We start from the raw sequence: 26,262 nt of genomic DNA, 5'->3' as shown, positions 1-26,262 counted from the left end.
TGATCGAAGTATTGAAACTCCAAAACGGTGATCGGCGAGCCATCTTCTCCCTCACAACGATAGCGCGCACATTCCTCCTCCATCGGCAGAGCCTCTATGCCGCTTCGGGTGCAAAGAGACTGAGCATATCGACCCGCCTCGCCAACAGGTCGTCGAGCGTGTAGCTGTCGAGCACGGCCATGAATGCGGCAAGCGCCTCGCGAAGAACGCCCGTCGCTCCGCACGCCGGCGCGATGATGCAGCTTCCGCAATCGACCAGATCGAACCCATCCTCCGTGTGCCGCACGACGGATCCGATGATAATCTCACCCGGCGGTCGCGCGAGCCGAATTCCGCCAAGACGTCCCCGAGCGCTCGCTACAAAGCCTGCTTTTCCGAGGTCGTGAACCACCTTCATCAAATGGTTTTGCGAGATCGCATAGGCACCCGCCATCTCGGAAATCGAGCATAGCCGATCAGGCCGCGCTCCAAGGTAAAGCAGCACCCTGAGGGCATAGTCGGTGTAGCGCGTGAGCTTCATGTCGCTTCCCGGTCACAGCGCCCAATCGACGCTGCACTAATATATGCATTTTTGTTGCATGTTTCAAACCCGGTGATACATGTAGCGTAGATACATGATTTCGGAGTCGGTCAATGGATGACGATAGGCAGGTTGACGAAGAAGGGCTGAGCCGTCTCGTGACGCTGTTCTATGCGCGGGTACGAGAGGATGGGGAGCTGGGGCCGATCTTCAACGACGCGATCAGCGATTGGCCGGAACATCTCGAAAAGCTGGCGGCATTCTGGTCATCGGTAATGCTCACCAGTGGTCGATACAAGGGTCAACCGGTGCCGGCTCATTTGAAGCACAAATCGCGTATTACGCCGGCGCTCTTCGACCGATGGCTAACGCTTTGGGCTGAAACGACCAACGAAATGATGTCGCCCGAAGCCGCCGCCGCTTTGCAAGCGAAAGCGAAGCGGATCGCCGAAAGCCTGCAGCTCGCCATGTTTTTTCGGCTCGATCGCCAACGCGCGGAAGGCTCAGCGAGCCATTCCGACAGGACGGAATACCCGCAGCGGAGAGTGCAAAGCCATGCCTGACATCGTGCCCTACCGTTCCACACCGGTTTTCAACGAGGATACGCTCCCGTCTGCCTTGCGGGCGCGACACGATACCAAGGCTGGTGTTTGGGGCCTGATCCGCGTTTTGGAAGGCGAGCTCAAGCTCACCTATCTCGATCCGCCTTCGGAGATCGTGCTGACTCCGGATCAGCCAGGATTGGTTCTGCCGCAGCAACCGCATTTCGTGACGCCGATGGGGCCCATGAAGATGCAGGTCGATTTCTACGATCAACCTCCCGCGTGCTGATGTCCCGTATATTCCAATGCCTTTCACAAGGAGAAGTTCATGTCGCAGCCGCTTAGCGATCAGACCATCGCGCTCGTCAAGGCAACCGTTCCCGCGCTGGAAGCGCATGGTCTGGATATCGTGCACGAAATGTATTCCCGGATGTTCCAAAACCCGGAAATCCGCGATCTTTTCAATCAATCGCATCATGGCGACACCGGTTCGCAGCCCCGTGCGCTCACGGGCGCCATTCTCGCCTATGCCAGCAATATTGAAAATCTCGGTGCGCTTGCGCCTGCTGTTGAGCGGATCGCGCAAAAGCATGTCGGCCTTCAGATTTTGCCCGAGCACTATCCGCACGTCGGCGAGGCGCTCCTTGGCGCGATCAAGGCAGTGCTGGGTGACGCAGCAACGGAGGAAATTCTCGCGGCTTGGGGCGAGGCCTACTGGTTCCTCGCCAATATCCTGATCGCACGAGAGCAGCGGGTCTACACCGCGCAGAAGGCCGCGGCGGGCGGATGGAATGGCTGGCGTGACTTCCGCGTCGAAGACGTCGTGCGCGAGAGCAGCGTCATCAATTCCTACATTCTCCGCCCGGTCGATGGCGGGCCTGTCATGCAGCACAAGCCGGGGCAGTATCTGACTTTTTGGCTGGAGATTCCTGGTCATCCGCCGGTCAAGCGCAACTACTCGATTTCGGCCGCCCCCAATGGCGAAACCTACCGCATTTCGGTCAAGCGCGAACCACATGGCCTGGCCTCAGGATGGTTCCATGACGAGACTAGGCCCGGAACGGTGCTAAAGGTGGCCGCGCCAGCGGGCGAGTTCTTCCTTGCCGATCATGTCGAACGTCCGGTGATCCTGCTGTCCGGTGGGGTAGGGCTGACCCCGATGGTGGCGATGCTCGAAGCGCTCGCGCAGAGCGGCGCCGAAGTACCCGTTCATTATATTCACGGGACCCATGATCGCGACACGCATGCGATGCGCAACCATGTTCGCGCTGTCGCCGGCCAGGGCAAGGCGGTGTCGGTTACTGATTTCCATCAAACTCCGCTGGAAGGCGAAGCGCAGGGCCAGGACTATGATGTCGCCGGCATCATCACCGATGAGTGGCTCGTCGCCAACACGCCGGTCGGTGAAGCCGACTACTATATTTGCGGACCGCGCCCGTTCCTGCGTCACGCGGTTTCGACCTTGTCACTCGCCGGCGTGCCGTCCGACCGAATTCACTACGAATTTTTCGGCCCGGCGGACGAACTGCTGGCAGCCTGATGGAGTAGGGGATGGGCGATATCACCATAGCCCGGGCAATTCATGTCCTGGCGGTTATGTTCTGGATCGGAGGCGTGGCCTTTGTCACGCTCGTGGTGATGCCGTCCATTCGCCGTGCGCATCCGCCAGCTGACAGGCTGGCGGCCTTCCACAAGCTCGAAGGCAGTTTCGCGGCGCAAGCGCGTGTGTGGGTGCTGCTTGCCGGCGTCAGCGGCTTCTGGATGGTGGAGCGCGGGCAGATGTGGGATCGGTTCACCGATCTGCGTTTATGGTGGATGCACGCGATGGTTGGCCTCTGGGCGATTTTCGCGGCGATGCTGTTCGTGATCGAGCCGCTGTTTCTTCATCGGCGCATGGAGGAGTCGTTGCAGCCTGCCGCAGACTTCGATCGCATGGAGGTCGTTCATCGCGGGCTTCTGGGTCGTGCCGTGGTCACGCTTCTCGGCGCCGCGGCAGGCAGTCATGGGTTGCTGTGAAGGAATTGACTGGTGACCGGCATCGTGCCGATTGGCTCGTCGGAGCAGCCGTGGCGGGAACCCGGAGCAGACTAAGGTGTTGCAGCTTATGCGCAAGTTCCGTGGCCCGCTCCCCGGAGGCAATGCTGCGCTGAAAAACCGCATGGCAGCAACCAAAAAGGGGGGATTGATCGGCCATGATTTTGACATTGACCCAAGCCGAGCGACAGATCGCACTCGGAATTTCTGTCGCTGTCGCCTTGGGCGGGTTGGTTCTAGCCGCCGCAGGCACCCAAGACACGATGGAAGTTCACGGGTGGTTGATCCTGGTATTCGGTGCCATTTGCGCAATTGTCGTAATCCGAGATTTATGGGGACCGGAGCCGCCAAGATCCCGCCTCGAGAGTTACTATGATGAGCCGATCAAGGCCGGCATCATCGCGAGCATGGCCTGGGCGGTGGTCGCCATGTTTGTGGGAGTATGGGTGGCGGCCCTGCTCGCGTTTCCCGATCTGACATTCGATGGCGCCTGGGCGAGCTTCGGCCGCCTACGACCTGTTCACACAAGCGGCGTGATCTTTGGGTTTGGCGGCAACGCGCTTATCGCGACATCGCTGCATGTCGTGCAGCGCACGTCGCGCGCGCGGCTTCCCGATCAGCTTTCCCCCTGGTTTGTCCTTGTCGGCTACAATTTGTTCTGCATCCTGGCCGCCAGCGGATATCTGCTGGGTGTCACCCAATCGAAGGAATATGCCGAAGCCGAATGGTATGCGGACATCTGGCTGGTGATCGTCTGGGTGACCTATTTCGTCCTCTACATCAGGACGCTGGCGCGCCGCAAAGAACCCCACATCTATGTGGCCAACTGGTATTTCATGGCCTTCATCCTCGTCGTCGCAATTCTGCATATCATCAATAATCTCGCTGTCCCCGTCTCGCTGGGGCACGCCAAGAGCTATACGATATGGTCGGGCGTGCAGGATGCGATGGTGCAGTGGTGGTATGGCCACAACGCCGTCGCTTTCTTCCTCACGGCCGGCTTTCTGGGGATGCTCTATTATTATCTGCCGATACGGGCGCAGCGGCCGATCTTTTCCTATAGGCTGTCGATCTTGAGCTTCTGGGGCATCACATTTTTCTACATGTGGGCTGGCTCGCATCATCTTCATTATACAGCGCTGCCGCATTGGGTGCAGACGCTGGGGATGACGTTCTCGGTCATGCTTCTCGTTCCGTCCTGGGCTTCGGCCGGAAATGCTTTGCTGACGCTAAATGGCGCCTGGCACCGCGTGCGCGACGATGCCACGCTGCGCTTCATGATGGTCGCAGCCGTGTTCTACGGCATTTCGACCTTCGAAGGGTCGTTCCTCGCCATCCGTCCTGTCAATTCGCTGTCCCATTACACCGATTGGACCGTGGGCCATGTTCACGCAGGCGCGCTCGGATGGGTCGCACTTATTACTTTCGGCTCATTCTATACGCTGGTTCCCTCGCTCTGGAAGCGCGAGACAATGTATTCGCCGGCGCTCGTCGAGTGGCATTTCTGGCTCTCGCTGGCCGGGACCCTTATCTACATTTTTGCAATGTGGAATTCCGGCATCATCCAGGGTCTTATGTGGCGGACTTACACCGAGGAAGGCACGCTCGCCTATTCGTTCCTCGACTCGCTGAGAGCGATGTATCCCTATTACATCGCGCGCACCCTCGGCGGCCTTTTGTTCCTGATCGGAGCGGCGATTGGCTCTTACAATATGTGGAGGACCATTCGCTCAGCGCCATCTAGCGCGCCGGTAGAAGGCGACGTTCCTTTGAATGCCGCCACAGCGGTGGCGAAGGGCTGAGCGATGGCCGAACTCTTTCATCGCAAGCTTGAGCGAAGCGCCATCGGCTTCGTGCTCGCAATTGTCGCGGCCGCCAGTGTCGGGGGTCTCGTCGAAATCGCCCCGCTCTTCACGATCGATGAGACAGTGGAGAAGGCGCCTGACATGCGGCTCTACACACCACTCGAACTGGCAGGTCGGAATATCTACGTTCGCGAGGGCTGCTATGCCTGCCACAGCCAGATGATCCGCACCTTGCAGGATGAGGTCGAGCGCTACGGGCCTTATTCTCTGGCGGTCGAGTCCAAGTATGACCATCCGATGCTCTGGGGCTCGAAGCGAACCGGCCCGGATCTTGCCCGCATCGGCGGCAAATATTCGGATTTCTGGCATGTAGCGCATCTGACCAATCCGCGCGATGTGGTGCCCGATTCAAACATGCCGGCCTATGCCTGGCTGGCGCGCACCACGCTGCGGCTCGATGATCTGCCCTTGCATCTGAAAGCCCTGCGCGCTGCCGGCGTCCCCTACACCGCCGCGATGATCGAAAACGCCAGCGTCGATGCTTACGATCAGGCGACGCCGGAAAGCTCGACGTCGTCCGGTGTTGCGGATCGCTACGGCCAAGAAACGCAGGTGCGCGTGTTCGACGATGTGGCGACCGAAGTCACCGAAATGGACGCTTTGGTGGCTTATCTGCAGGTCTTGGGGCGGCTGACCGATGCGCCGTACAAGAACACGGCTGCCCCCCAGAAGCCGCCGGAGCCGGTGAAATGAAGAGGAGAGACCCATGGATATAAGCCACGACGCTCTCGTCGCATTCTCGAAAAGCTGGGGGCTGTTCTACCTTATCGGGCTGATGATCGGCGTGCTCATCTATACGTTCCGTCCGTCCAACCGAAAGAAGTTCGACAGAGCCAAGCAAAGCGTTCTCGATCAGGATGACAAGCCGTGGACGTAGAACGCGATCCGGTCAGCGGCCGCGACACGACCGGCCACATCTGGAACGGCATCAAGGAGCTTGATACGCCGGTTCCGAAAGGCGTGCTGATCTTTCTCATCGTCACGCATCTTTTCGCCTTCGCCTGGTGGATCCTAATGCCGACCTGGCCAGTGGGCCATACTTACACCAAGGGCATACTCAACACGGACCAGCGCACATCGGTCGAGAAGCATTTGGTCGATGCGCAGGCGGGCCGCGCTGCCTGGATGAAGCGGATCGAAAGCGAGAACCTCGAACAGATCGCGGCCGACCCTCAGCTCATGGTGATCGTGCGCAGCACGGGGCACCGGCTTTTCGGCGATAATTGCGCCGCCTGCCACGGCATCAATGCCAAGGGTGGCTATGGCTATCCCGATCTGACCGACGACGACTGGATCTGGGGCGGCGATCTCGAAACAATCGCCCAGACCATGCGTGTGGGAGTCAATGTCGAGCATCCGCAAGGGCGAACCTCTCAGATGCCGTCGTTCGGACGGGATGGCATTCTCGACGCCGATCAGGTCAGTCTGGCGGCCAATTACATCTATTCCCTGTCGCATCCCAAATTCGTGACGGCGGCCAATCGCGCTTCGGTCTTGTCGGGGCGCGAGGTGTTCATGTCGAATTGCGCGATTTGCCATGGCGAAGATGCGCGCGGCAAACGCGATGTCGGCGCGCCCAATCTGACGGATGCGCGCTGGATCTATGGCGGCGACCTCGATCAGATTGTCGAGACGGTACATGGCGGTCGCCAAGGCCATATGCCGACCTGGGACGAACGGCTGAGCGCCGCCGATATCAAGATTTTGGCACTCTATGTTCACTCACTGAGTTTACCGGCGCCATGAGAGCGACGCGAAGCAGATCACGATGGCTTGTTTGGAGCCTCGTAGCGGCGGGGCTGCTCCTGTTTGTGCTCGCGAATGCGCATTTCCTTTACGTAGCCTTTCAATCGCAACCGGATTGTGTGGGGCATTTGAAGGAGCGAGCGAGCGAGAGCGGCCAGTATCGCGCGGCGAAATCGGCATGCTGAAAGGTTGCTGGATATGAGTGAGGAGAGCGCCTCTTACGGATTGCTGACCGAAACGTCGGGGATCGATGAAACCAGGAACGCCCGGCTTCAGCGCCACCTCCCGCCGCTCGTCGGCTTGCGCTGGCTTGGAGCGGGTTGGCGCGATCTGATGGATCGGCCGGTTCCTAGCCTTCTTTACGGTCTGGGCATCTTTGCCCTGTCGGTCGCTGCGGTCGCGATCCTCGCCTTGTACGGGCGAGATTATATCCTGTTCCCCGCGCTCGCCGGCTTCATGATCGTCGCACCGCTGCTCGCCGTTGGACTCTATGAAAAGAGCCGGGCCCGCGAGCAGGGCGAGACAATCGGTCTGCGCCGAATGCTTGTTGTAAAACCCGCAGCGGGGCCACAGGTCTATTTCACCGGCTTGCTGCTCAGCCTTCTGATGCTTTTGTGGATTCGTTCGGCGGTCCTCATCTATGCCCTGTTTTTCGGCGTTCGCCCGTTCCCCGGCCTGACGCACATTACCGCCTTTCTCGTGACCGAGCCTGTGGGTTGGATCATTCTCGGGGTAGGCACCGCGGTAGGGGGGCTGTTCGCGTCGTTCGCCTTTGCGATCAGCGTTTTTGCCATCCCGATGCTGCTCGACAGGAAGGTCGATGCTCTCACGGCGATGGGAACCAGCATGGCGCTTGTATGGAACAACCTTGCACCCATGGTGGTGTGGGGAGGGATCGTGCTGGCGCTTTTCATTCTTTGCGCGGCAACGGGACTTCTCGGGCTCATCGTTATTTTCCCATGGCTGGGTCATGCCACCTGGCATGCCTATCGCGCGGTCGCCGAAGCGGACGCCTAGGAATGGCGTCGCCCGCCGCTTTGAACGATGTCGCGTTGCGACGGACATCGACCCGCCAATCGGTCGACGAGCTCATCCTCGCCAGCAGGGTGCTTGACGATGGTTTGCTTCAGACTCAATTGTCGGTACCTACCGCGCACTGCGGCGGATGCATGGGGAAAATCGAGCGGGCCCTGGCTCAGCTCGACGGGGTGGTGTCGGCACGCGTCAACCTCTCGACGCGGCGGGCCACGGTCACCTGGAAAAGAACGGCTACTATTCCTCCGTTGCTCGAAACCCTGTCCGAAGTCGGCTTCGAAGCGAATCTGCTGAGCAATCTCGAGGGCCAACCTGACCGCGAAAGACGCAGGCTGATCGTCGCCATGGCGGTCTCGGGATTTGCGGCGATGAACATCATGCTGCTCTCGGTGTCGGTATGGTCAGGCGCTGACCCAGGTACGCGTCATCTCTTCCATGCGATATCGGCGCTCCTGGCGATTCCGACGGTAGCCTATTCGGGGCGCATCTTCTTCCAATCGGCATGGTCCGCCTTGCGTGCAGGTCGCACCAACATGGACGTGCCCATCTCAATCGGCATTCTTCTCGCGCTCGGCTTGAGCATCTTCGACACATTGCATTCCGGCCCGCATGCCTATTTCGACGCTGTCGTCACGCTGATCTTCTTTTTGCTGATCGGACGAACGCTTGACTATCTGATGCGCGACAAGGCGCGTTCCGCGGTGCTCGGTCTCGCCAAAATGATGCCTGCGGGCGCGAAGGTCATCGCCGAGGATGGTTCACGGACATTTGTGGCGCTCGACAGCGTAGCGGTGGGCGATGCCATCGTCGTCGCTCCAGGAGAACGCGTGCCGCTCGACGGGGTCGTCCTGGCCGGAGAGGGCGATGTCGACACCGCAGTGGTAACCGGCGAGGCGATGCCGACGCCCGTGATGGCCGGGAGCAAGCTTCTGTCCGGCATGCTCAACCTTGATGGCTCGTTGGAAGTCCGCGTCACCAGCACGAGCGCACAATCCTTTCTCGCGGAAATGGTCGTGATGATGGAGGCGGCCGAGCAGGGCCGCGCGCACTACCGGCGCCTGGCGGATCGCGTGGCGGCCTATTATTCGCCGATCATCCATACGCTGGCCTTAGCTGCCTTTGCGGGATGGTTCCTCTCGACCGGTGACTGGCATCGGTCGCTCACCATCGCGATTTCGGTACTCATTATTACCTGTCCCTGTGCGTTGGGACTCGCCATTCCCATGGTACAAGTTGTTGCAGCGAAGCGCTTGTTCGAACGCGGAATCGCCTTGAAGGACGGAAGCGCCCTCGAGCGACTAGCCGAGATCGATATTGTCGTTTTCGACAAGACAGGCACCCTGACCATCGGCGATCTGCGCGTGACCGAAGCCGATATCGACCAGCGCTACCGCGACATCGCCTCGGCCATGGCGTCGCGATCCGACCACCCTGTTGCGCGGGCCATTGCAGCGAGTAGCGAGGGCCGTGCGGGCGGCACTCTGGATAGCTTTTCCGAGCTTCCCGGGAAAGGGTTGGAAGCGTGCCGCGCCGGCCATGTATTCAGGATAGGGCGACCCGATTGGGCGCTGGGCGGCGCCAATGCCGATGTCGGTAGCCTCCACACGGTCTTTTCGGTCGATGGCGAACGGGCAGGTCATTTTCGCTTTTCGGACATCGAGAAAACCAGCGCACGAGACGCGGTGCGGCAGCTCAGTGAGCTTGGGCTCGATGTGGAGTTGCTTTCGGGTGACCACCCGGAAGCGGTATCGACGGTCGCGGCCTCGATCGGCATCGCGAAATTTCGCGCCGGCCTCCTGCCTCAGCAAAAAGTGCAGCGTCTCGAAGCGCTTGCTGGCAAGCAGTGCAAAACCTTGATGGTAGGCGATGGCTTGAACGACGGGCCGGCTCTTTCGGCCGCGCATGTTTCCATGGCGCCATCCAATGCCGCCGATATCGGCCGTGCGGCCGCCGACATCGTGTTTTTCGGACAGGATCTCGCCGCCATTCCGCAAGCCCTGCGTATTTCCCGCGCTGCCGGTAGGCTCGTCCGGCAGAATCTCGTGTTTTCGGTCGGATACAACCTGGTGGTGCTGCCGATGGCCTTGGCAGGTTATGTCAGCCCTTTGCTGGCGGCGGTCGCAATGTCGCTGTCCTCGATCACAGTCGTGGCAAATGCTCTGCGCATTCCCTCTCAAACTGGCCCCAGGCCAAATACGGTTCGTCGAGAGCGCGCGCTGGTTCCAGCAGGGAGCGCGGCATGACGGCTCTCGTCTGGCTGGTGCCGATTGCCCTGGCGATGGGCTTGGTAGGCTTGGGCGCCTTCCTGTGGTCCATGCGCAGCGGACAATATGACGATCTTGATGGCGCGGCAGAACGCATCTTCATAGATGCCGGTGCCGACAGGCCAATGGCGAGCGTCGAAGATGACGCGACCGAGCCGAAACCCTCCAGGTAGTAGCGAGTTATTGAATGGGGATGATATTTGGCGAAAATGCGATCAAGGAAAATCCGATGACGCGTACACATGGTTGGAATTGGGTCGGCATCCTGGCCTTCATCTGCGGTGCGGCGGTCATCATCCCCAGCTTGATCGCTCTGGCGCTGAGTCTGCTTGCTGTTGTGCGCGATTTCCTTTGATGTCCGCTGCGCTACTTCTCGATCGCTTCGTCAGCAACCGGCCGCAGCACCCGAGCTCCCGCTGACCAGCGCAAGCCGAGCGGCAGGTCGGCGCCAGCGCCAGCGCCAGCGCCAGCGGGATTGCGATGCTCAGTCCGTCCGGGCGATCGTTACTGAATATCGCGGTGCGCCGTCGGCTTTGAAGCTGGAAAGATTTTCGATCGTGGTGGCGGCAATCGCCGTCATCGCCTCAGTGGTGAAGAAGGCCTGGTGCCCGGTGACGAGAACGTTGGGAAAAGTAAGCAGGCGGGCGAAGACGTCGTCGTGCAAAATCTTGTCGGAGAGGTTTTCGAAGAAAAGGTCTCCCTCCTCCTCGTACACGTCGAGGCCGAGGTAGCCGATAGCACCGGATTTCAGACCGGTGATCAGTGCGACCGTATCGACCAGCGCTCCGCGGCCGGTATTGATGAGCATAACGCCCCGCTTCATCTGCCGAAGCGCAGCGTCATCGATAAGGTGATGGGTTGCGGGGGTGAGCGGGCAATGCAGTGACACGATGTCTGCTTCGGCAAGCAGATGGTCGAGGCCCACCGCTTCTGCGCCGATCTTCGCCATGTCCTGGTCGGGCGCGGGATCGAAGGCCAGAACCCGGCATCCGAAACCCACCAGGATGCGCGCAACCGCGATCCCGATCTTGCCCAAACCGATGATCCCGGCGGTCCGCCCCTTGAGGTCGAAACCGAGCAGACCATCGAGCGAGAAATTGCCCTCTCGCACTCTGGCATAGGCACGGTGAATCTTACGGTTGAGAGAGAGGATCAGCGCGACCGTATGTTCGGCTACGGCGTCGGGTGAATAGGCCGGCACCCGGCCGATGGCGATGTCCAAAGCTTCGGCGGCGGCCAAATCGACGTGGTTGAAGCCGGCGCTACGCAGCGCCACCATTCGCGTCCCTCCCTGCGCCAGCATCTCCAGCACGGAACGATCGAGGACATCGTTGACGAAGGCACACACGGCATCGGCCCCCGCCGCAAGCGGCGCGGTTTCGAGCGTCAGGCGCGCCTCAAGGTAGCGCAGCCGGTGCGGCGCGCCGACTGCGTCGTTCGCGTCGCCGAGAAAGCGCCGGTCGTAAGCCTTGGTGCTGAAGATCGTTACGTTCACCGGGTGCTCCTTTTGTATACCTCGGGCGCCTCGCGCGGGAAGCCTCTTCAATCGCCGTGCCGCTTTGCTAATGACTTTTCCATTATCCTACGGCAAGGACGCGGCTGGCGTCCTCATGGGTGCGGCATTGGGTGCCAGAACAAATCAATGCCTCGGCGGAGCGTGGCGCGGCTGCTCAAAGTGTTCCGCGCGCACTCCACCCGCGTCGGTCCGCGAGTTTCAGAACAGCATATTTCAGCTTAGAACCAGCAATCCGCTGTTCTTGCCTTTCGTCTATCATTGGCTCGATCTGGAATGGAGATCGACATCAATCTTGGCGCCTCTGAGGTTCTGCGCCAAGCTGGAATAATTGAAGACGATCAGCCCTGACTGAAACCCAAGCTTGTGTCACGGGCGATCGATCGCGCTTATTCCGTGAAGGAGAATTCACTTTGGATCTACCCTTGCGGCGTGCGCGCCGCTGGACTGAGAAGACGTGCATCGCCAGCTAACGTATAGACGGCGTTCCTTGAACAGAATCAGCCATCGGCGAGGTCTTTTCCGAGGCACACGCGTTATGCTTAAGAGGATTTTCTCTTTATATCTGCGGGTTAAGTCCGCGTTGAGATGGCGGGCATGGCAATCGAACCGTCGTTTTAAATGAGCTCGCGCCGCGGGTGTGAAATTTCGATCGGCCGACAGACACACTCAGAATTTGCGTCGCTTGCCTTCGAACCCGTCTTTCACGTCGTCGATCCAGGCGATCACCTCCCGATCGCTCCAGCGAGAGGCGAATGACGAAACCTTGTACGGCGCTGGAAACCTGCCTTCCTGGATGAGCCGGTAGATCATCGACTTTCCCAGCCCAACCCGGCGTTTGACCTCATCTAGCTTAATGAGCCTATCGGGTTCCTCGTCTCCGCTCATTTCTGCCCCCGCAGCCGTGCGTCGCGTTCGCGCACAAAGGTGCGATCGCCTTCAAGAAAGGCAGCGAGCATCGCTGGGATTAGATCGACGACCGGTTCCTCGACGCCGTAAGTCTCAGCGTAGATCACGGCGTAGGACTGGAGCGCCGCCTGGAGATCGGGCGTGATCGTTATGGCGAGCTTCACTGGTGTGCGGTCGGGCAATTTGCCCAGCTTGAGATCGGCCATGTCAGCTTGCTCTTCCGCGCCACGGCGCAAGAACGAGATCGCGGGTCACCAGCACGCGGACGGGCGCACCGGGGCGGATCGTGATCGTCGGTTGGATGTCGAGGTTGCGCTGCGTGATCCGGTCGCCGGCGCGGGCCGTGTTCGACTGGGCGGATTCGCGGATCGCCTGAACAAGATCGCTCTCCCCCGAGATTGACAGCTCTGAACCGACACCGAGCAGGGTGGCGATCGCCACGCCCTTGAGCAGTGTCCAGGTGTGGAAGTCGACCTTGTCGGAAAGGCCGGCATATCCTCGCGCGTCCGTGGCGGGCATGTTGTCTAGCCGGATTGAACTGCCGTCAGGCAAGATCAGCCGCTGCCAGACGACCAGCGCCCGGCGCTGACCGAACGCGACCACACTGTCGTACTTGCCAATCAATCGGGCGCCCTGCGGTACGAGCAGGATGTTGCCGGTCACAGTGTCAAACACGTTCTGCGTTACCTGGGCTGTCACCATTCCCGGCAGGTCGGAATTAAGCCCGGTGATGAGGCTCGCCGCGATAACGCTGCCGGCGAGAATGCTGTTCGGCGACACGGGCGCGATCAGTCCGCCCGAGTTGAGATCGCCATTCGTGTCGCGGGCGGAAGCGAACTGCTCCTTCCGCGTGCCGATCGCCGGGGCAGCTGTCGCAGGCGTGCCCGGAGTACCCAGCGCGCTATCGGCCACTGCAGGCTCCGCGCCTCTACCAGTGGCGACCTGCGCCATCAGGCCGGACTCGCGCGCCGCCTTGAGCTCGGCCAGGCGCTGTTGCCGCGCGGCCTCGGCCGTATCGACGTGAGATGGTGCAGTCACGCCTTCCGAACGTTCTTGCGCCCGCAGGATCGGACGACCAAGATCACCGGGCAGCGGAGGCCCGAGCTTCGGCGCATCGCCATAGCTGGTGGGAAGGCCCGAGAGCGCATCGGACGCCGGCTTCGCCATGGGCTGCGAAAGCTCGCTCTCCTGCGCGACCTGCCTGAACACCTGCGGCTTAAGCGCCATCCAGGCGATGCCCATCAGGCTGGCGGAACCGAGCGCAGCCACGCCGATGATCACGCCACGCCGGAAGCGGATCGCGCGCGCCGGCCGAGATCGGATGCTCAGCGTTTCGGGGTCCACCTTCGCCGGTTGCGCAACGGCGGTCTCGGTGGGGACGGCGTCGGTCATGCGCCCCTCCGCTTGGCACGCCGCGAGACGCGGTCAATCCGAACCACCTGCTGCTTCTTGAGGCCGAGCCGCAGTTCGGCGGCATCGAAGATGCGATCCACGACATAGTAGCGATCACGCTGCCGGTAGTTGACCAGTTCGGCCTTGCCGTCGGCCGCGACGATGAACAGTGGCGGTGCGTCACCATTGGCCAGCGATGACGGAAATTCGACATACGTCTTCGCGCCGTCATCGAATGCGCGAAGCGGCCGCCACGCCGGCTTGTCGCCGGTGATGAGGTAGTTGAAATGGAGCTGCTCGATGGCGAGTCCGGTGGCGACCGGCGCAGCCGTCTGCACGGCTTCGGCCTTTCGACGCAGGGCCAGGAGCTCATCCTGCGGGTAGGTCCAGCGCATCGAAGACAGGGCGGTGGTCACGGTGCTGACCAGTCGGACATGATAGGCACGGCGATCGGTGGTGATGACGAGGTTGGTGGAGAGGCCGGCCGAGAACGGCTTCACCAGCACATGGGTCTGTTTGCCGTCGCCCGAGCCGCTGCTCGTGTCGCCGATCACCCAACGCGCGGTATCGCCGCTGGCGACAGCGATGAGGCTTTCACCGGGCTGGAGCATGATGTCGGTGACCAGTCCGGGTGCCGCATAGGCCTGGAAGATCGTGCCCTCATTGTAGGGATAGACCTGCGCGCCGCTGACGAACCCGGACGCGACCGGCTGGACAGTCGCGCTCCGTGTCGCCGCCTGGACGGTCCTGAGCGGGTCGGAATGCTCGCGGGTCTGCGCGAGCGTAGGGGATGCGACGATCATGCCTGCGATCGCCGGCAACAGCGCCAGTTTCATGGGTTGGTCTCCTGGATGTTGGTCGGCTGGGCGCCGAGGTTGGGATCGAGCGGTGAGCCGAGCGGAAGACTGATGGACGGGTCCACAGCCGGTCGTGCGGCGGGCGTCGACACAGCCGGCGGCGCTGGCGCGGTGTCGAGCTCGCGGCTCCAGTCGACCGCATCGACGTAGATGCCGAGCGGGTTCTTTCGCAGCACATCGGCGGAGGCCGGCGGACGGGATACGGTCGTCAGGATCGCAGTCCAGCGACTGATGCCGGATTGCGAGCCGCGCTCGAAGGCCGTCTCCGTCCACTTGACCTGGAACGACTTGTCCGACGCCCGCACCACGCTGGTGACCTGCACCGACACGGTCCGCTCGCCGATATTGGCGAACGGCGCGGCCGAGCGGGCATATTCGCCGAGGAACTGCGCGCCGCGCTTGGTGGCGAACTCATAAGCCTCGAGCCAGTCGCGCCGCATCAACACCGGGTCGAGCGACACCGAGCGGACATTGGTGATGAAGTGCGACAGGTGCCACGCGACCTGTGGATCGGTCGGCCGATAGTCGACATCGGCGGCCTGCACCGAGCGGGCCTCGCCGAGCCGGTCGACCTCGACGACATAGGGCGTGACGCGGCTTTGCAGCGACTGCCAGGCGAGACCCGCCGACGTGCCGGCTGTCAGAACTAGGCAACCGAACGCCATCAGCCGCCAGTTGCGCGCCTGCACGCGCGCCGAGCCGATCCGGTCGTCCCAGAGCTGGCCCGCGCGCTGGTAGGGCGTCTCGGGTGGTGGCGTGCGCCCGTAGCGCTGCGCACTTCGCTTGAAGAACATGGCTCAGTCGTTCCTTTCCTTGATGTCGGGGGTGGCGGAGGCGCCGCCGCGATCGCCCTGCTGGAGCGTGTGGATGGCGAGCTGACGCCGATGCCGGCTGGTCTGCTGGTCGCGCATCGCGCGTGCCCAGGCGGGCGTGCCGGTCTCCCCGCCGCCGCCCGGTCCACCCTGAGACGACGCGGAAGAGCTCTGGGTCGAGTTCTGGTTGAGCGCGTTCCATGCCGCTTGGCGTCCACCGGCCGCGGCCTCGCCCAGACCGAGCGCGCTGCTCGCGCGGGACTTGGCCGCATTGCCGGCGGCACGTGCCACGCCGCCAAGGCCCGCGCCGACCGATGACGAGGCGGCCGTCTCGCGGCTGAGCTGGTAGGCGGTCGATGCGGCCGACCCCATCGCCGTGCCCGAGCGGACCGCGCCGAGCGCCGCCCCGCCGAGCGCCCGCGCGCCACCGGCGGCTGCGCCACTGGCCAGCATGGTCACGCCGGCCGCGCCGACCGCGGTCCCCAGCGCCGCGCCGGCACCGAGTTGCGGTGCGCCGGCGACCAGCCCGGAAGCGATCGACGGACCGAAGATGCCGAGGCCGAACAGCGACAGGCTGGCGAGCACGAGGCTCATGGCTTGCCCAACGTCGGGCTCCTGGCCCTGGAGCGCTTCGGCGAACTCGGTGAAGAAGTTGGAGCCGATGCCGACAATGACGGCGAGCACCATCACCTTGATGCCGCTGGAGACGACATTGCCGAGCACGCGCTCGGCGAGAAAGCTGGTCCGGTTCCACAGCGCGAACGGCACGAGGATGAAGCCGGCGAGGCTGGTCAGCTTGAACTCGAGGATACAGACGAACATCTGCACGGCGAGGATGAAGAAGGCGACGATCACCAGCGCCCAGGCGAACAGCAGCACCATGATCGTCAGGAAATTGTCGAAGAAGGTCGTGAACCCGACCATCTCGCTGGCTTGTTCGAGCAGCGGCCAGGCCGCCGAAAAGCCGGTGCCGGCGAGGCGTCCGGGCTTGAGCAGGTCGTCGGCTGACAAGGTGCCGCCGCCCGCGGTCAGGCCGGCCTGCGCGAACGAGCGGAAGATGATGTCGGCGAGCGTCGAGAAGCTATTCAGGATGAACGCGAAGGCGCCGATATAGAGGATCTTGCGGAGGAATCGGCCGATGACATTGTCCTCGCCGCCCATCGCCCAGAACAGCCCGGCAAGCGTGATGTCGATGCCGATCAGCGTCGCGGTCAGGAACCCGACATCGGGTCCGAGCAGCCCGAAACCGCTGTCGATGTAGGTGATGAACGCCTGCAGGAAGCGGTCGATGACGTTGAGGTCGTTCAAGTGGCTGCCTTCCTGCTGGCGATTGAAGGAATGTCGCGGGACGCGGTGGGGGAGCTGGACCGCGCCCCGCGACGGCGACCGGGGCGGGAGGGAACGCCGCCGATCGCAGGTCCGGATCGAGCCGATCGGGCCCGAGGGGGCTATCGGGGCGTGTAGGCCGATCCGGATCCGAGGAACTTCTTGGTCGCAGCCCGGGCTTCGGCGGCCTGGGTGGCGCGGCGCGCCTGTTCGACAGCTTCGCTGCGGAACTGCGCCGCCATCATGTGCTGGAGCTGGAACTGCTGCTTGGCGGTGAGCGCGAGGAGCTGGTTGGTCGCCTGTTGCGCCTGGAGCGCCCCTTCGGCACCCTGGCTGCGCGCGACGATATCGGCGAGCGCCTCGGTATCGGACTGGATATTCTCCACGACCTGCGCCTGCACCGTCATCGTCTGGCGAAAGGCACCCATGCTGGCATCGAGCCGCGAGCGGGCATCGCGTACACGGGCATCGGTGCGCAGCGCCGAGGAGAAGTCCTGCGGAAACAGGGACTGGAACTTGTCGTCGAGCTGGTCGACCCGGAAATCGATCGCCTGCGCGCGGCCCATCAACCGGTCGATCTCGGCCAACTTCTGCTTGAGCGCATCGAGCTGCGGAAAGTCGATGCGGGTCAGGTTCTTGCCCATGTTGACCAGCATCTGCGCTTCGTTCTGCAATTGCTGAATCTGCTGGTTGACGGTCTGCAACGTGCGCGCGGCGGTCGACAACGATGGCATTGAACGGGTTTGCGTCGGGGGCTCCGGCGAGCCGCTAAGGATTGACGTGGTTTCGGGCACGATCCAGCGTGGGATAGTTTGCCTGGAGCCCGCGATCGATTTGGCCCGGAGCCTGCCACCGCAGGTTGCGGCCTTGCATCGTCTCGACTGTCTGTTGCGTCAGGTGGTTTGGAATAGGCCCGTAGATCGGGCGCTCCTACGGCTATTCGCGGCGCTTCGCTCGGCCGATGCCCGTCGTCATGGCGCGAGCCTGCGCGACATCGCCCGCATCATCCTCGGTTTGCCGGATTGGCCTGGCGACGGAGAATTCGCAAAATCGTCTGCGCGAAGGCTAGTGGCGCTTGGCGGCCTTCTAATGCAGGCAAGCCCAGCCACAATCGTTCAGAAGAAAGTCTGATAACTAGATGGCAATCGCTCTGAGCGTGAGTTGGCAGGCTGGGCACGCTTCCTATCGAAAGCGCATTCTTGGACTATTGGTCAGTATTTCTTTGTCGCGCGAGGGGTCGGCGAAGCGCGCTTTGGCTTGGGCGGCCTGCCTTCATCGAAAAGCGCGGCTGGACGTGCTCCCAAGGCCTTGTAGAGCCTGTCAAACGTGCCGAAGGTAAGATTTTGCCTGCCATTTTCGATGGCGCTGTAATGCGAGTGGCTAACTCCCATTCTTGCCGCGACCTCCTCCTGCGTTAGGCCAGCGTCCTTTCGCAGCCAATAGCAGTTAGTGCCGATGAGCTCGAACAGGTTCATCAAGGCCGTAGAACCGTTCGTCTATTTCGGTGCTACGCATTATAATGTACGAAGGGTGCGGCTCTGAATGAGGATCAAGATGAGCGAGGTTATGGATGTGGCGCCGGGAGTCGGCACAAGCGTGACTGACTACGACCGGCGCCATCTGGCGCTCTACGCTGCCTTACTGGACGCCGATGCCGCGCAGACCTGCTGGCGAGAAGCCGCGGCGACACTGATGCACCTCGATCCTTCGAACGAGAAGGCCGAGGTTTGCTGGAAATCGCACCTTGAGCGTGCGCGTTGGATCGTTGGTGACGGTCTGGCGGACGCTGTAGCCATGTTCGGCTCCGGGTCCGCTTCTTCTGCCTAGATAGCAGTTCGGCGCCTCGCGCATTCGCGCGACCGCGCTCTAGGGCTCGCTGAATGCTCGCCCCCGAACCCCGCGATGCGGGTCTCGGCCATAGGTGACGATCGCATGGCGCAGCCGATGTCGCCGCTGGCGCGGCGGCGCTGGTTTGTTGCCTCTCCCGTTACGGCGGGTGCAGGCGGCGCTCCCGGCTAGGCCCGTCGCGGGCAAGGCCAACCCCTTCGGGGTGCTCCACATCCGTTCTGCCCTTCGGTGTCCTTGCCCGCTTGAGCCGGGCCTTTTGGTCGCATCTCGCCGCCCACCCCCGCCTTCGCGGGGAGGCTTTGTGCCTTTTTGGGGTGGCGTGGAGGACAGGCCATGCCCAGATCATCGAGCCGCAGCGCCCGCCGCAAGGGTGGCGCGGACCAGCCGCAGGAGAACCGCGCGAACCTCTATGACGAGGTGACCGCGCGCATCGTCTCCGAACTGGAAGCGGGACGTTTCCCGTGGGTCCAGCCGTGGGGAAAGAGCGGGGGAACTGGTCCCGGCCTGCCGCGCAATGCGCTGACCGGGCGCGCCTATTCGGGCGTCAATATCCTGATCCTGTGGGGCGCAGTCATCGAGCACGCCTTTCCCTCGCAATCGTGGATGACCTTCCGGCAGGCGCAGGAAGCAGGCGGCTGCGTGAGGAAGGGCGAGCGCGGCCAGACCGTCGTCTATGCCGACCGCTTCACGCCCGAGGCCGAGAAGCAGCGCGCTGCGCGCGAGGGCGGCGATGCCAAGGCGGTGCCGTTCCTCAAGCGATTTACCGTCTTCAACATCGCGCAGTGCGAAGGGCTTCGTTCGGGTCTTGCATCCGATCCCGCGCCGCTTCCCGAGCGCGAGATCGTCCCGCTGGCTGAGGAAGTGATCGCGGCATCGGGCGTCGAATTCCGCATCGGCGGCGACAAGGCGTTCTACGCCCCGGACCCCGATTTCGTGGCTGTGCCGCCGCAGCCCGCCTTTTTCGAGCAGATCAATTATTATCGGACCTGCCTCCATGAACTGACCCACGCCACCGGCCACTCCAAGCGGTTGGGCCGCGACCTCAAGAATGCCTTCGGCAGCAAGGATTATGCCCGCGAGGAACTGGTCGCGGAGATGGGATCGGCCTTCCTCTGCGCCGCGCTCGGCATCGTGCCGACCGTTCGCCACGCCGACTATCTGGGCGCTTGGCTGGCCGTCCTGCGCGAGGACAACCGGGCGATATTCCGCGCGGCCAGCGCCGCCAGCAAGGCCGCCGAATGGCTTCTGGTCCGGCACCGCGAGGCGCAGGACGCACAGGCGGAAAGGAGGGTCGCGGCATGATCCTCCTGACCCCCCAATTGCACACCGGCCTGCGCGCCCATGCCATCACGCGGCACGTCTGCGAGCAGCGCGGCGAGCGCTTCGACCTCGTGCCCTTGGTGAAGCTGTTCAATCCCGTTGGCGCGGCAACTTGGCTGGCGACCGAACTCGACGAGGACGGCGACACGCTGTTCGGGCTGACCGACCTCGGCTTCGGCTGTCCCGAGCTAGGCTCGTTCAGCCTTTCGGAGATCGCGTCCGTCCGGCTCCCCTATGGCCTCGGCATCGAGCGCGACATCGGCTTCGAGACGCCGCACGCGCTTTCGGTCTGGGGCGACTGGTCGCGCCGCGCCGGATCGATCCTCTGGGCCGAAACCCTTCTCCGCCGTGCCGCCCAGAACCCCGATGGCGACGGCGCGGACCCCGAAATTCCGCCCGGTTGATGGCGGGATGATGCGCAGGCGGCGCGCTTCGTCGCCAATCCGAAACCGGTCCGCCCTCCCGGAAAGAACGACGGACCGGCACTCTCAAGGAGTAGTCCCATGAAACTCGACTTCATCGCCATTGGCAATATCGACGACAGCAAGGTCAACATGCGGCACGGGCGCAAGGCCCCCGAGGTGACCGACATCCTACCCACCGTCCGCAAGCGCGGCATCATTGTTCCCGTTGTCGTCCGGCCCGCAGAGGCCGAGGGCCGGTTCGAACTGGTCGCGGGGCGCAGGCGCGTCCACGCCGCCCGTCTCGCGCTGGCCGAAGAGGGCGCGGACCCCGAACTCGCGCGCGTTCCCGCCGCGATCATGGAGGCGGGCGACGATGCCGCCGCATTGGAAGCCTCGCTGATCGAGAACCTCGCGCGTCTCGATCCTGACGAAGTGACCCAGTGGGAAACCTTCGTCCGGCTGGTCAAGGAAGGCCGCGAGGTGGACGACATCGCCGCCACCTTCGGCCTGCCCGAGCCGACGATCCGGCGCGTGCTCGCGCTCGGCAACCTGCTGCCGCGTATCCGCGACCTCTACCGCGCCGAGAAGATCGACCGCACCACCGTCCGCCACCTGACCCTTGCTAGCAAGAGTCAGCAGAAGGCATGGCTGGCGCTGTTCGACGATCCCGACCCCTATGTGCCGACCGGGCACCAGTTGAAGGCATGGCTGTTCGGCGGGCAGTCGATTGCGGCCAAGGTCGCGCTGTTCGACCTCGAAACCTACGCGGGTGCGACCATCGCCGACCTGTTCGGCGACGACCGCTATTTCGCGGATGCCGATGCCTTTTGGACCGCGCAGAATGCCGCCGTTGAGGCGCGCCGCACGGCCTATATCGAGGACGGCTGGAGCGATGTCGTAGTGGTGCCGCCCTCCGAGCATTTCCATTCGTGGGAATATGAGAAGGCGGGCAAGCGCAAAGGTGGGCGCGTCTATATCGACGTGCGCGGCAACGGCGAGGTGACGTTCCACGAGGGCTATGTCACCCGCACCGAGGCCCGCCGCGCCGAGCGAGGCGAGATGGCAGAGGGCGAAAAGCCCCAGCGTCCCGAACTCACCTCGACCATGCAAACCTATGTCGATCTGCACCGTCATGCCGCCGTGCGCGCCGCCTTGCTCGACCCCCCGGGCGTCGCGCTGCGGTTGATGGTGGCCCATGCCATCGTCGGATCGCACCTGTGGACCGTGCGACCCGAGCCGCAATCCACCCGCAACGACGAGGTGCGCGAGAGCGTCGAGACGTCGCGCGGCGAAGCCGTCTTCGACGCGCGCCGCCGCGCCGTGCTGGACGTCCTCGGCTTCTCGCGCGAGGAGCCGACTGTGACCGGCGGCAATGGCGATGACTACGGCGTGGCGGGCGTGTTCCTGCGGCTGCTGGCCCTGCCTGACCCCGTCATCATGGACGTGATCGCGGTCGTCATGGGCGAAACGCTGGCGGCGGGAAGCGCCGCCGTCGAGGCGGTGGGCGGCGAGATCGGCGTGGCCATGGCCGACTGGTGGCAGGCCGACGAAGCGCTGTTCTCGCTGTTGCGCGACCGCGAGGTGCTCGGCCGGATCGTCGCCGATGTCGCGGGCGAGACCATCGCCAGCGCCAACGCGAAGGAGAAGTCCAAGACCTTGAAACGGATTGTCGCCGACCATCTGGACGGCGCGGACGGGCGCGCCAAGGTTGAAGGCTGGGCTAGCATCAGATCGATCACACGGCGGTCATGCTGATCACCGTGGCGCTCCGCCCACTCGTTCATGATCGTGGAGAAGGCCGCTCGAAATCCATGCGGCACGTGATGCCCGTGATAACCGGCCCGGTTCAGCAGATAGCCGATCGCGTTCTCGCTCATCGGACGGTGCGCATGCCGGTTGCTGGGGAAGACAAGCGGGCCGCCACCGGTGAGTGGCCAGATCGCTCGCAGCACGGAGACCGCCTGCGGCGTGAGAGGCACAAGGTGGTCGCCGCCCGTCTCCTCCTTACGATCGAGGTCGCCCTTCATGCGAGCCGACGGAATGCGCCACAACGGCAGCTTGCCATCGAGATCCTCGAACTCCGCCCACTCGGCGCCGCGCAGCTCGCTGGGCCTTACAGCCGTGAGCGCCAGCATCCTGAGGCCGAGCCGCGTAATCGGCCGTGCGTTGTCCTCCTCGGCAGCCAGGATCATCTTGCGCAGCGGCACGAGGTCGGTAATCGCCGGCTGTCGGCCCTTGCGCAGCGGCTTGAGCACCGCGCCCAGCTTTTCCGCAGGATCGCTCGCCGCGACCCCTTGAGCGATAGCATAGATAAACACGGCCGAGATGCGCTGCCTGACCCGCTTAGCGGTCTCGATCGCGCCTCTCGTCTCGATCTCGCGCAGTACGCCGAGGATCAGCGGCGGGGTGAGCTGCGCGATCGGCAGATCACCTATCGTCGGAAAGACGTCGCGCTCCAGACTACGGATGACATCGCTGGCATGGATCGTCGCCCACTGGGCCTTGGCGTTTCCATGCCACTCGCGAGCCACGCGTTCGAACGTCTGACGGCCGGCTTCGAGGTTCGCTTCCTTCTTCAACTTCTTCGCGACTACGGGATCATGGCCCTCGCAGAGGATCGTATAGGCCTCGTCTCGCTTCCCGCGCGCGTCGGCTAGCGAGACGAGGGGGTAGGCACCGAGAGCCATCGTCTTGTTCTTGCCGTCGCACTCGTAGTTCCAGCGCCAGAGCTTGCCACCGCTGGGGGTGACCATCAGGAAGAGGCGATTGGCGTCGGCGAGTTTGTAGGCTTTTGGGCGCGGCTTGGCCGTGCGCACCTTGGCATCCGTAAGCATGGTTCGATCTCCGAAAAATACCTCGTTTTTCGACCGCGCGTACCTCGTTTTAGCCCCTCCGATTCGTTGGATGGGCATGGACGGGCACGGACGGCCGAGGCCGAACCGGTCTTCTAAGTGTCGGTAATCAGGGAGAAAAAGTCGATCCCAGTGGTCTCGGGCGGACCACCTTGGAGGGGGTCCTGGCGGAGCGGGAGGGATTCGAACCCTCGATACGCTTTTGACGTATACTCACTTTCCAGGCGAGCGCCTTCGACCACTCGGCCACCGCTCCGCACTATCGCTGGAAGCCGGCTCCCTAGCCCGTAGCGGCGGGTTCCGCAAGGCGATGTGGCGTGGCATCATGATGGTATGAAACCTCATGTCCGCCTCGCCGTCCCCGCCCTGCTGCTGCTCGGTCTCGCCGCGGCGTCGCCGCCGCCGCGAGCCGGGCCGCTGACGCCCGGCGAGATTGTCGCGCAGGCGCCCGGCGCTGCGTGGGGCGCGGTGCCTGCCGATGACTTGCTGGTGATCGATCTCGATGGCGGGCAGCGGGTCGTCATCGCGCTCGCGCCTGCCTTTGCGCCGGTACATGTCGCCAATATCAAGGCGCTCGTCCGGGCGCGCTGGTTCGCGGGGATCACGATCAATCGCGTTCAGGACAATTATGTTACCCAATGGGGTGACGCGACCGAGAAGAAGCCGCTGCCCGCCGGCATCGTCGCCAGCCCGCCCGACGAATATGCGCGGCCGCTTGCCGGGCTGGGCTTCCGCGCCATGGGCTATCGCGACGCCTATGCCGCCGAGACCGGCCATACCGGTGGCTGGCCGGTGGCGCGCGAAGCCGGGCTGGCCTGGCTGCCGCATTGCTATGCGATGGTCGGGGTGGGGCGGAACCTCGCGCCGGACACCGGCACGGGCGCCGAGCTCTATGCGGTGATCGGCCATGGCCCGCGCCATCTCGATCGCAATATCGCGACGGTGGGACGGGTGCTCGCCGGGATCGAGGCGCTGACCGCCCTGCCGCGCGGCACCGAGGCGCTCGGCTTCTACAAGGAGGGTGCGGCCCGGCCCGCCATCGTCCGCGCCCGGATCGCGGCGGATATGCCGGCCGGCGAGCGGCCGGGATTCGACGTCATGAAGAGCGACGCGCCGGCCTTCGCGGCCTGGCTGAAGGCGCGGGCGAATCGCCAGGACGATTTCTTCATCCGGCCGGCAGGGGCGCTCGACATCTGCAACGCGATGCCGCCGGTGCGGGCGGCAGTACCGAAATAATCGCCGCCCCAGCGGCTTCGCACGATCACCGGACCGGCCACAGGAAAGGGCCCGGGGATCGCTCCCCGGGCCCTTCTTTTTCCGATGACCGGACAGGTCGACCGGGTGGTCCGGACTTAGAAGTCCATGCCGCCCATGCCACCCATGCCGCCCATACCGCCGCCGCCCATGGGCATGGCCGGCTTGTCCTCGGGCGATTCGGAAATCGCCGCTTCGGTGGTGATGAGCAGGCCGGCGACCGAGGCCGCGTCCTGCAGCGCGGTGCGGACGACCTTGGTCGGGTCGATCACGCCGGCGGCGACGAGGTTCTCGTACACGTCGGTGGAGGCGTTGAAGCCCATGGTCTCGTCATTTTCGCGCAGCAGGTTGCCCGAGATGACGGCGCCGTCATGACCGGCATTCTGCGCGATCTGACGCACCGGCGCCTGGATCGCCTTGCGAATGATGTCGATGCCGCGGGTCTGGTCGTCGTTGATGCCCTTGAGGCCTTCGAGAGCCTTGGTGGCATAGAGCAGAGCCGTGCCGCCGCCGGGGACGATGCCTTCTTCGACAGCTGCGCGGGTAGCGTGGAGGGCGTCGTCGACGCGATCCTTGCGCTCCTTGACCTCGACTTCGGTCGAGCCGCCGACCTTGATCACGGCAACGCCGCCGGCGAGCTTGGCAAGACGCTCCTGGAGCTTCTCCTTGTCATAGTCGCTGGTGGTATTCTCGATCTGGCGACGGATCGCTTCGACGCGGCCCTTGATCGCATCGGATGCACCGGCGCCATCGACGATGGTGGTGTTGTCCTTGTCGATCGTGACGCGCTTGGCGGTGCCGAGCATGCCGATGGTGACGCTCTCGAGCTTGATGCCGAGATCTTCCGAGATCATCTCGCCCTGGGTCAGGATCGCGATGTCCTCGAGCATCGCCTTGCGGCGATCGCCGAAGCCCGGCGCCTTGACGGCGGCGACCTTCAGGCCGCCACGCAGCTTGTTGACGACGAGCGTGGCCAGAGCCTCGCCCTCGATATCCTCGGCGATGATGAGGAGCGGACGGCCCGACTGCACCACGGCTTCGAGGATTGGCAACATCGCCTGCAGGTTCGACAGCTTCTTCTCGTGGATCAGGATGTACGGATCGTTGAGCTCAACCACCATCTTTTCAGGATTGGTGATGAAGTAAGGCGACAGATAGCCGCGGTCGAACTGCATGCCTTCGACGACGTCGAGCTCGAAATCGAGACCCTTGGCTTCTTCGACGGTGATCACGCCTTCCTTGCCGACGCGCTCCATCGCCTCGGCGATCTTCTCGCCGACGACGGTGTCGCCATTGGCCGAGATGATGCCGACCTGTGCGACTTCATTGGTGCCGGCAACCGGCTTCGAACGCGCCTTGAGGTCGGCAACGACCTTGATGACGGCGAGGTCGATGCCGCGCTTCAGGTCCATCGGGTTCATGCCGGCCGCAACCGACTTCATGCCTTCACGGACGATCGCCTGGGCGAGAACGGTGGCGGTGGTGGTGCCGTCGCCGGCGATGTCGTTGGTCTTCGAAGCGACTTCGCGGACCATCTGCGCGCCCATATTCTCGAACTTGTCCTTGAGTTCGATTTCCTTGGCGACGGTGACGCCGTCCTTGGTGATGCGCGGGGCGCCGAACGACTTGTCGATGACGACGTTGCGGCCCTTGGGGCCGAGCGTGACCTTCACCGCGTCGGCGAGGATGTCGACGCCGCGCAGGATGCGCTCACGGGCGTCGCGCGAAAACTTGACGTCTTTCGCTGCCATGATCTGAATTCCTTAGTT

The 26,262-nt window shown here is 63.3% G+C and carries 28 protein-coding genes, 1 tRNA gene and 1 pseudogene; 17 read left to right on the top strand and 13 right to left on the bottom strand.

Annotated features, from left to right (window positions below; genetic code table 11):
- Positions 1–94: 94 nt before the first annotated feature.
- Complete coding sequence (locus WP12_RS04670) at positions 95–520, bottom strand: Rrf2 family transcriptional regulator (RefSeq protein WP_024018143.1); 426 nt, start codon at positions 518–520, stop codon at positions 95–97.
- Positions 521–633: 113 nt separating this feature from the next.
- Between WP12_RS04670 and WP12_RS04665 the strand changes: the two genes are divergently transcribed.
- The 12 genes from WP12_RS04665 to WP12_RS25205 all read left to right on the top strand — a co-directional run bounded on the left by WP12_RS04665 (position 634) and on the right by WP12_RS25205 (position 10,361).
- Entirely contained in the window at positions 634–1,083 is a 450-nt protein-coding gene (locus tag WP12_RS04665) for a group III truncated hemoglobin (protein WP_046192594.1), read from the top strand.
- Entirely contained in the window at positions 1,076–1,351 is a 276-nt protein-coding gene (locus WP12_RS04660) for a DUF1971 domain-containing protein (RefSeq protein WP_046192593.1), read from the top strand. Before WP12_RS04665 ends, WP12_RS04660 begins: the two co-directional genes overlap by 8 nt.
- 39 nt (positions 1,352–1,390) lie before the next feature.
- Positions 1,391–2,602: an NO-inducible flavohemoprotein gene (gene hmpA, locus WP12_RS04655; protein WP_046192592.1), complete on the top strand. Its 1,212-nt coding sequence runs from the start codon at positions 1,391–1,393 to the stop codon at positions 2,600–2,602.
- Between the two features lie 11 nt (positions 2,603–2,613).
- Positions 2,614–3,078: a hypothetical protein gene (locus WP12_RS04650; RefSeq protein ID WP_046192591.1), complete on the top strand. Its 465-nt coding sequence runs from the start codon at positions 2,614–2,616 to the stop codon at positions 3,076–3,078.
- 176 nt (positions 3,079–3,254) lie between these two features.
- Positions 3,255–4,898, top strand: coding sequence for a cytochrome-c oxidase, cbb3-type subunit I (gene ccoN / locus WP12_RS04645; protein WP_046192590.1), 1,644 nt, complete (start codon positions 3,255–3,257; stop codon positions 4,896–4,898).
- A 3-nt stretch (positions 4,899–4,901) separates the two neighbouring features.
- Positions 4,902–5,654 (top strand): cytochrome-c oxidase, cbb3-type subunit II, encoded by a 753-nt coding sequence (ccoO, locus tag WP12_RS04640; RefSeq protein WP_046192589.1) that lies wholly within the window; start codon positions 4,902–4,904, stop codon positions 5,652–5,654.
- Between the two features lie 13 nt (positions 5,655–5,667).
- The gene (locus tag WP12_RS04635) at positions 5,668–5,838 is read left to right on the top strand and encodes a cbb3-type cytochrome c oxidase subunit 3 (protein WP_046192588.1); all 171 of its coding nucleotides are present in this window, start codon (positions 5,668–5,670) and stop codon (positions 5,836–5,838) included.
- Complete coding sequence (gene ccoP, locus WP12_RS04630) at positions 5,829–6,707, top strand: cytochrome-c oxidase, cbb3-type subunit III (protein WP_046192587.1); 879 nt, start codon at positions 5,829–5,831, stop codon at positions 6,705–6,707. The genes WP12_RS04635 and ccoP overlap by 10 nt, the downstream gene beginning before the upstream one ends.
- Positions 6,708–7,040: 333 nt before the next feature.
- A complete protein-coding gene (locus WP12_RS04625) occupies positions 7,041–7,724 on the top strand; it encodes a DUF2189 domain-containing protein (protein ID WP_235398960.1) in 684 nt (227 codons plus the stop codon).
- A gap of 2 nt (positions 7,725–7,726) precedes the next feature.
- Positions 7,727–9,985 (top strand): heavy metal translocating P-type ATPase, encoded by a 2,259-nt coding sequence (locus WP12_RS04620; protein WP_046192585.1) that lies wholly within the window; start codon positions 7,727–7,729, stop codon positions 9,983–9,985.
- A complete protein-coding gene (ccoS, locus tag WP12_RS04615; protein ID WP_046192584.1) occupies positions 9,982–10,179 on the top strand; it encodes a cbb3-type cytochrome oxidase assembly protein CcoS in 198 nt (65 codons plus the stop codon). Before WP12_RS04620 ends, ccoS begins: the two co-directional genes overlap by 4 nt.
- Before the next feature lie 14 nt (positions 10,180–10,193).
- Positions 10,194–10,361, top strand: coding sequence for a hypothetical protein (locus tag WP12_RS25205; protein WP_160299153.1), 168 nt, complete (start codon positions 10,194–10,196; stop codon positions 10,359–10,361).
- 129 nt (positions 10,362–10,490) lie between these two features.
- On the opposite strand, the gene WP12_RS04610 is transcribed toward WP12_RS25205, so the two are convergent.
- From WP12_RS04610 to WP12_RS26420, 9 genes are all read right to left on the bottom strand, one after another.
- Positions 10,491–11,501, bottom strand: a complete 1,011-nt coding sequence (locus WP12_RS04610) for a 2-hydroxyacid dehydrogenase (protein ID WP_046192583.1) — start codon at positions 11,499–11,501, stop codon at positions 10,491–10,493.
- Positions 11,502–12,188: 687 nt separating this feature from the next.
- Positions 12,189–12,407, bottom strand: a complete 219-nt coding sequence (locus tag WP12_RS04605; protein WP_046192582.1) for a helix-turn-helix transcriptional regulator — start codon at positions 12,405–12,407, stop codon at positions 12,189–12,191.
- Positions 12,404–12,634, bottom strand: a complete 231-nt coding sequence (locus WP12_RS04600; protein WP_046192581.1) for a DUF2274 domain-containing protein — start codon at positions 12,632–12,634, stop codon at positions 12,404–12,406. The genes WP12_RS04605 and WP12_RS04600 overlap by 4 nt, the downstream gene beginning before the upstream one ends.
- Before the next feature lies 1 nt (position 12,635).
- Positions 12,636–13,820 (bottom strand): TrbI/VirB10 family protein, encoded by a 1,185-nt coding sequence (locus WP12_RS04595; protein ID WP_046192580.1) that lies wholly within the window; start codon positions 13,818–13,820, stop codon positions 12,636–12,638.
- Positions 13,817–14,656, bottom strand: a complete 840-nt coding sequence (gene trbG, locus WP12_RS04590; RefSeq protein ID WP_046192579.1) for a P-type conjugative transfer protein TrbG — start codon at positions 14,654–14,656, stop codon at positions 13,817–13,819. The genes WP12_RS04595 and trbG overlap by 4 nt, the downstream gene beginning before the upstream one ends.
- On the bottom strand, positions 14,653–15,471 hold the full coding sequence (gene trbF, locus WP12_RS04585) for a conjugal transfer protein TrbF (protein ID WP_046192578.1): 819 nt from the start codon (positions 15,469–15,471) through the stop codon (positions 14,653–14,655). The genes trbG and trbF overlap by 4 nt, the downstream gene beginning before the upstream one ends.
- A 3-nt stretch (positions 15,472–15,474) precedes the next feature.
- A complete protein-coding gene (gene trbL / locus WP12_RS04580; protein WP_046192577.1) occupies positions 15,475–16,797 on the bottom strand; it encodes a P-type conjugative transfer protein TrbL in 1,323 nt (440 codons plus the stop codon).
- Between the two features lie 140 nt (positions 16,798–16,937).
- Complete coding sequence (gene trbJ / locus WP12_RS04575; RefSeq protein WP_235398958.1) at positions 16,938–17,549, bottom strand: P-type conjugative transfer protein TrbJ; 612 nt, start codon at positions 17,547–17,549, stop codon at positions 16,938–16,940.
- 477 nt (positions 17,550–18,026) lie between these two features.
- Positions 18,027–18,290: a helix-turn-helix domain-containing protein gene (locus WP12_RS26420; protein WP_046192576.1), complete on the bottom strand. Its 264-nt coding sequence runs from the start codon at positions 18,288–18,290 to the stop codon at positions 18,027–18,029.
- Between the two features lie 79 nt (positions 18,291–18,369).
- On the opposite strand from WP12_RS26420, the gene WP12_RS04560 reads away from it, so the two are divergent.
- The 4 genes from WP12_RS04560 (at position 18,370) to WP12_RS04545 (ending at position 22,142) form a co-directional block, all read left to right on the top strand.
- Positions 18,370–18,642 (top strand): hypothetical protein, encoded by a 273-nt coding sequence (locus WP12_RS04560; RefSeq protein ID WP_052730218.1) that lies wholly within the window; start codon positions 18,370–18,372, stop codon positions 18,640–18,642.
- Between the two features lie 354 nt (positions 18,643–18,996).
- Positions 18,997–19,965, top strand: coding sequence for an ArdC family protein (locus WP12_RS04555; protein ID WP_046192574.1), 969 nt, complete (start codon positions 18,997–18,999; stop codon positions 19,963–19,965).
- Positions 19,962–20,387, top strand: coding sequence for a DUF2958 domain-containing protein (locus tag WP12_RS04550; RefSeq protein WP_046192573.1), 426 nt, complete (start codon positions 19,962–19,964; stop codon positions 20,385–20,387). Before WP12_RS04555 ends, WP12_RS04550 begins: the two co-directional genes overlap by 4 nt.
- Positions 20,388–20,486: 99 nt before the next feature.
- Positions 20,487–22,142 (top strand): ParB/RepB/Spo0J family partition protein, encoded by a 1,656-nt coding sequence (locus WP12_RS04545; RefSeq protein ID WP_084690958.1) that lies wholly within the window; start codon positions 20,487–20,489, stop codon positions 22,140–22,142.
- An 80-nt stretch (positions 22,143–22,222) separates the two neighbouring features.
- Here WP12_RS04545 and WP12_RS23890 read toward each other — a convergent pair.
- Positions 22,223–23,221: pseudogene (locus tag WP12_RS23890) on the bottom strand (tyrosine-type recombinase/integrase); the annotation flags it as partial.
- A 183-nt stretch (positions 23,222–23,404) separates the two neighbouring features.
- A tRNA-Ser gene (locus WP12_RS04535) sits at positions 23,405–23,495 on the bottom strand.
- 77 nt (positions 23,496–23,572) lie between these two features.
- Between WP12_RS04535 and WP12_RS04530 the strand changes: the two genes are divergently transcribed.
- On the top strand, positions 23,573–24,475 hold the full coding sequence (locus WP12_RS04530; protein WP_046192571.1) for a peptidylprolyl isomerase: 903 nt from the start codon (positions 23,573–23,575) through the stop codon (positions 24,473–24,475).
- A gap of 116 nt (positions 24,476–24,591) precedes the next feature.
- Here the strand turns inward: WP12_RS04530 and groL are convergent, their stop codons facing one another.
- Entirely contained in the window at positions 24,592–26,244 is a 1,653-nt protein-coding gene (groL, locus tag WP12_RS04525) for a chaperonin GroEL (RefSeq protein WP_046192570.1), read from the bottom strand.
- Positions 26,245–26,262 lie beyond the last annotated feature (18 nt).

Source organism: Sphingomonas sp. SRS2, from assembly GCF_000971055.1.
Lineage (GTDB): Bacteria > Pseudomonadota > Alphaproteobacteria > Sphingomonadales > Sphingomonadaceae > Rhizorhabdus.
The sequence above is the reverse complement of the archived record's forward strand: the minus strand, read 5'-3'. Positions and strand labels throughout refer to the sequence as shown.

Coding starts and splice junctions, on each gene's coding strand:
- trbF (WP_046192578.1), bottom strand. CDS start 15,471: ATGTTCTTCAAGCGAAGTGCGCAGCGCTACGGGCGCACGCCACCACCC.
- WP12_RS04635 (WP_046192588.1), top strand. CDS start 5,668: ATGGATATAAGCCACGACGCTCTCGTCGCATTCTCGAAAAGCTGGGGG.
- ccoN (WP_046192590.1), top strand. CDS start 3,255: ATGATTTTGACATTGACCCAAGCCGAGCGACAGATCGCACTCGGAATT.
- WP12_RS04595 (WP_046192580.1), bottom strand. CDS start 13,820: ATGACCGACGCCGTCCCCACCGAGACCGCCGTTGCGCAACCGGCGAAG.
- WP12_RS04650 (WP_046192591.1), top strand. CDS start 2,614: ATGGGCGATATCACCATAGCCCGGGCAATTCATGTCCTGGCGGTTATG.
- WP12_RS04550 (WP_046192573.1), top strand. CDS start 19,962: ATGATCCTCCTGACCCCCCAATTGCACACCGGCCTGCGCGCCCATGCC.
- WP12_RS04670 (WP_024018143.1), bottom strand. CDS start 520: ATGAAGCTCACGCGCTACACCGACTATGCCCTCAGGGTGCTGCTTTAC.
- hmpA (WP_046192592.1), top strand. CDS start 1,391: ATGTCGCAGCCGCTTAGCGATCAGACCATCGCGCTCGTCAAGGCAACC.
- WP12_RS04625 (WP_235398960.1), top strand. CDS start 7,041: ATGGATCGGCCGGTTCCTAGCCTTCTTTACGGTCTGGGCATCTTTGCC.
- WP12_RS04665 (WP_046192594.1), top strand. CDS start 634: ATGGATGACGATAGGCAGGTTGACGAAGAAGGGCTGAGCCGTCTCGTG.
- WP12_RS04600 (WP_046192581.1), bottom strand. CDS start 12,634: ATGGCCGATCTCAAGCTGGGCAAATTGCCCGACCGCACACCAGTGAAG.
- WP12_RS26420 (WP_046192576.1), bottom strand. CDS start 18,290: ATGAACCTGTTCGAGCTCATCGGCACTAACTGCTATTGGCTGCGAAAG.
- WP12_RS04545 (WP_084690958.1), top strand. CDS start 20,487: ATGAAACTCGACTTCATCGCCATTGGCAATATCGACGACAGCAAGGTC.
- ccoO (WP_046192589.1), top strand. CDS start 4,902: ATGGCCGAACTCTTTCATCGCAAGCTTGAGCGAAGCGCCATCGGCTTC.
- WP12_RS04555 (WP_046192574.1), top strand. CDS start 18,997: ATGCCCAGATCATCGAGCCGCAGCGCCCGCCGCAAGGGTGGCGCGGAC.
- trbJ (WP_235398958.1), bottom strand. CDS start 17,549: ATGCCATCGTTGTCGACCGCCGCGCGCACGTTGCAGACCGTCAACCAG.
- WP12_RS25205 (WP_160299153.1), top strand. CDS start 10,194: ATGGGGATGATATTTGGCGAAAATGCGATCAAGGAAAATCCGATGACG.
- WP12_RS04620 (WP_046192585.1), top strand. CDS start 7,727: ATGGCGTCGCCCGCCGCTTTGAACGATGTCGCGTTGCGACGGACATCG.
- groL (WP_046192570.1), bottom strand. CDS start 26,244: ATGGCAGCGAAAGACGTCAAGTTTTCGCGCGACGCCCGTGAGCGCATC.
- WP12_RS04605 (WP_046192582.1), bottom strand. CDS start 12,407: ATGAGCGGAGACGAGGAACCCGATAGGCTCATTAAGCTAGATGAGGTC.
- ccoS (WP_046192584.1), top strand. CDS start 9,982: ATGACGGCTCTCGTCTGGCTGGTGCCGATTGCCCTGGCGATGGGCTTG.
- WP12_RS04660 (WP_046192593.1), top strand. CDS start 1,076: ATGCCTGACATCGTGCCCTACCGTTCCACACCGGTTTTCAACGAGGAT.
- trbG (WP_046192579.1), bottom strand. CDS start 14,656: ATGAAACTGGCGCTGTTGCCGGCGATCGCAGGCATGATCGTCGCATCC.
- WP12_RS04530 (WP_046192571.1), top strand. CDS start 23,573: ATGAAACCTCATGTCCGCCTCGCCGTCCCCGCCCTGCTGCTGCTCGGT.
- WP12_RS04560 (WP_052730218.1), top strand. CDS start 18,370: ATGAGCGAGGTTATGGATGTGGCGCCGGGAGTCGGCACAAGCGTGACT.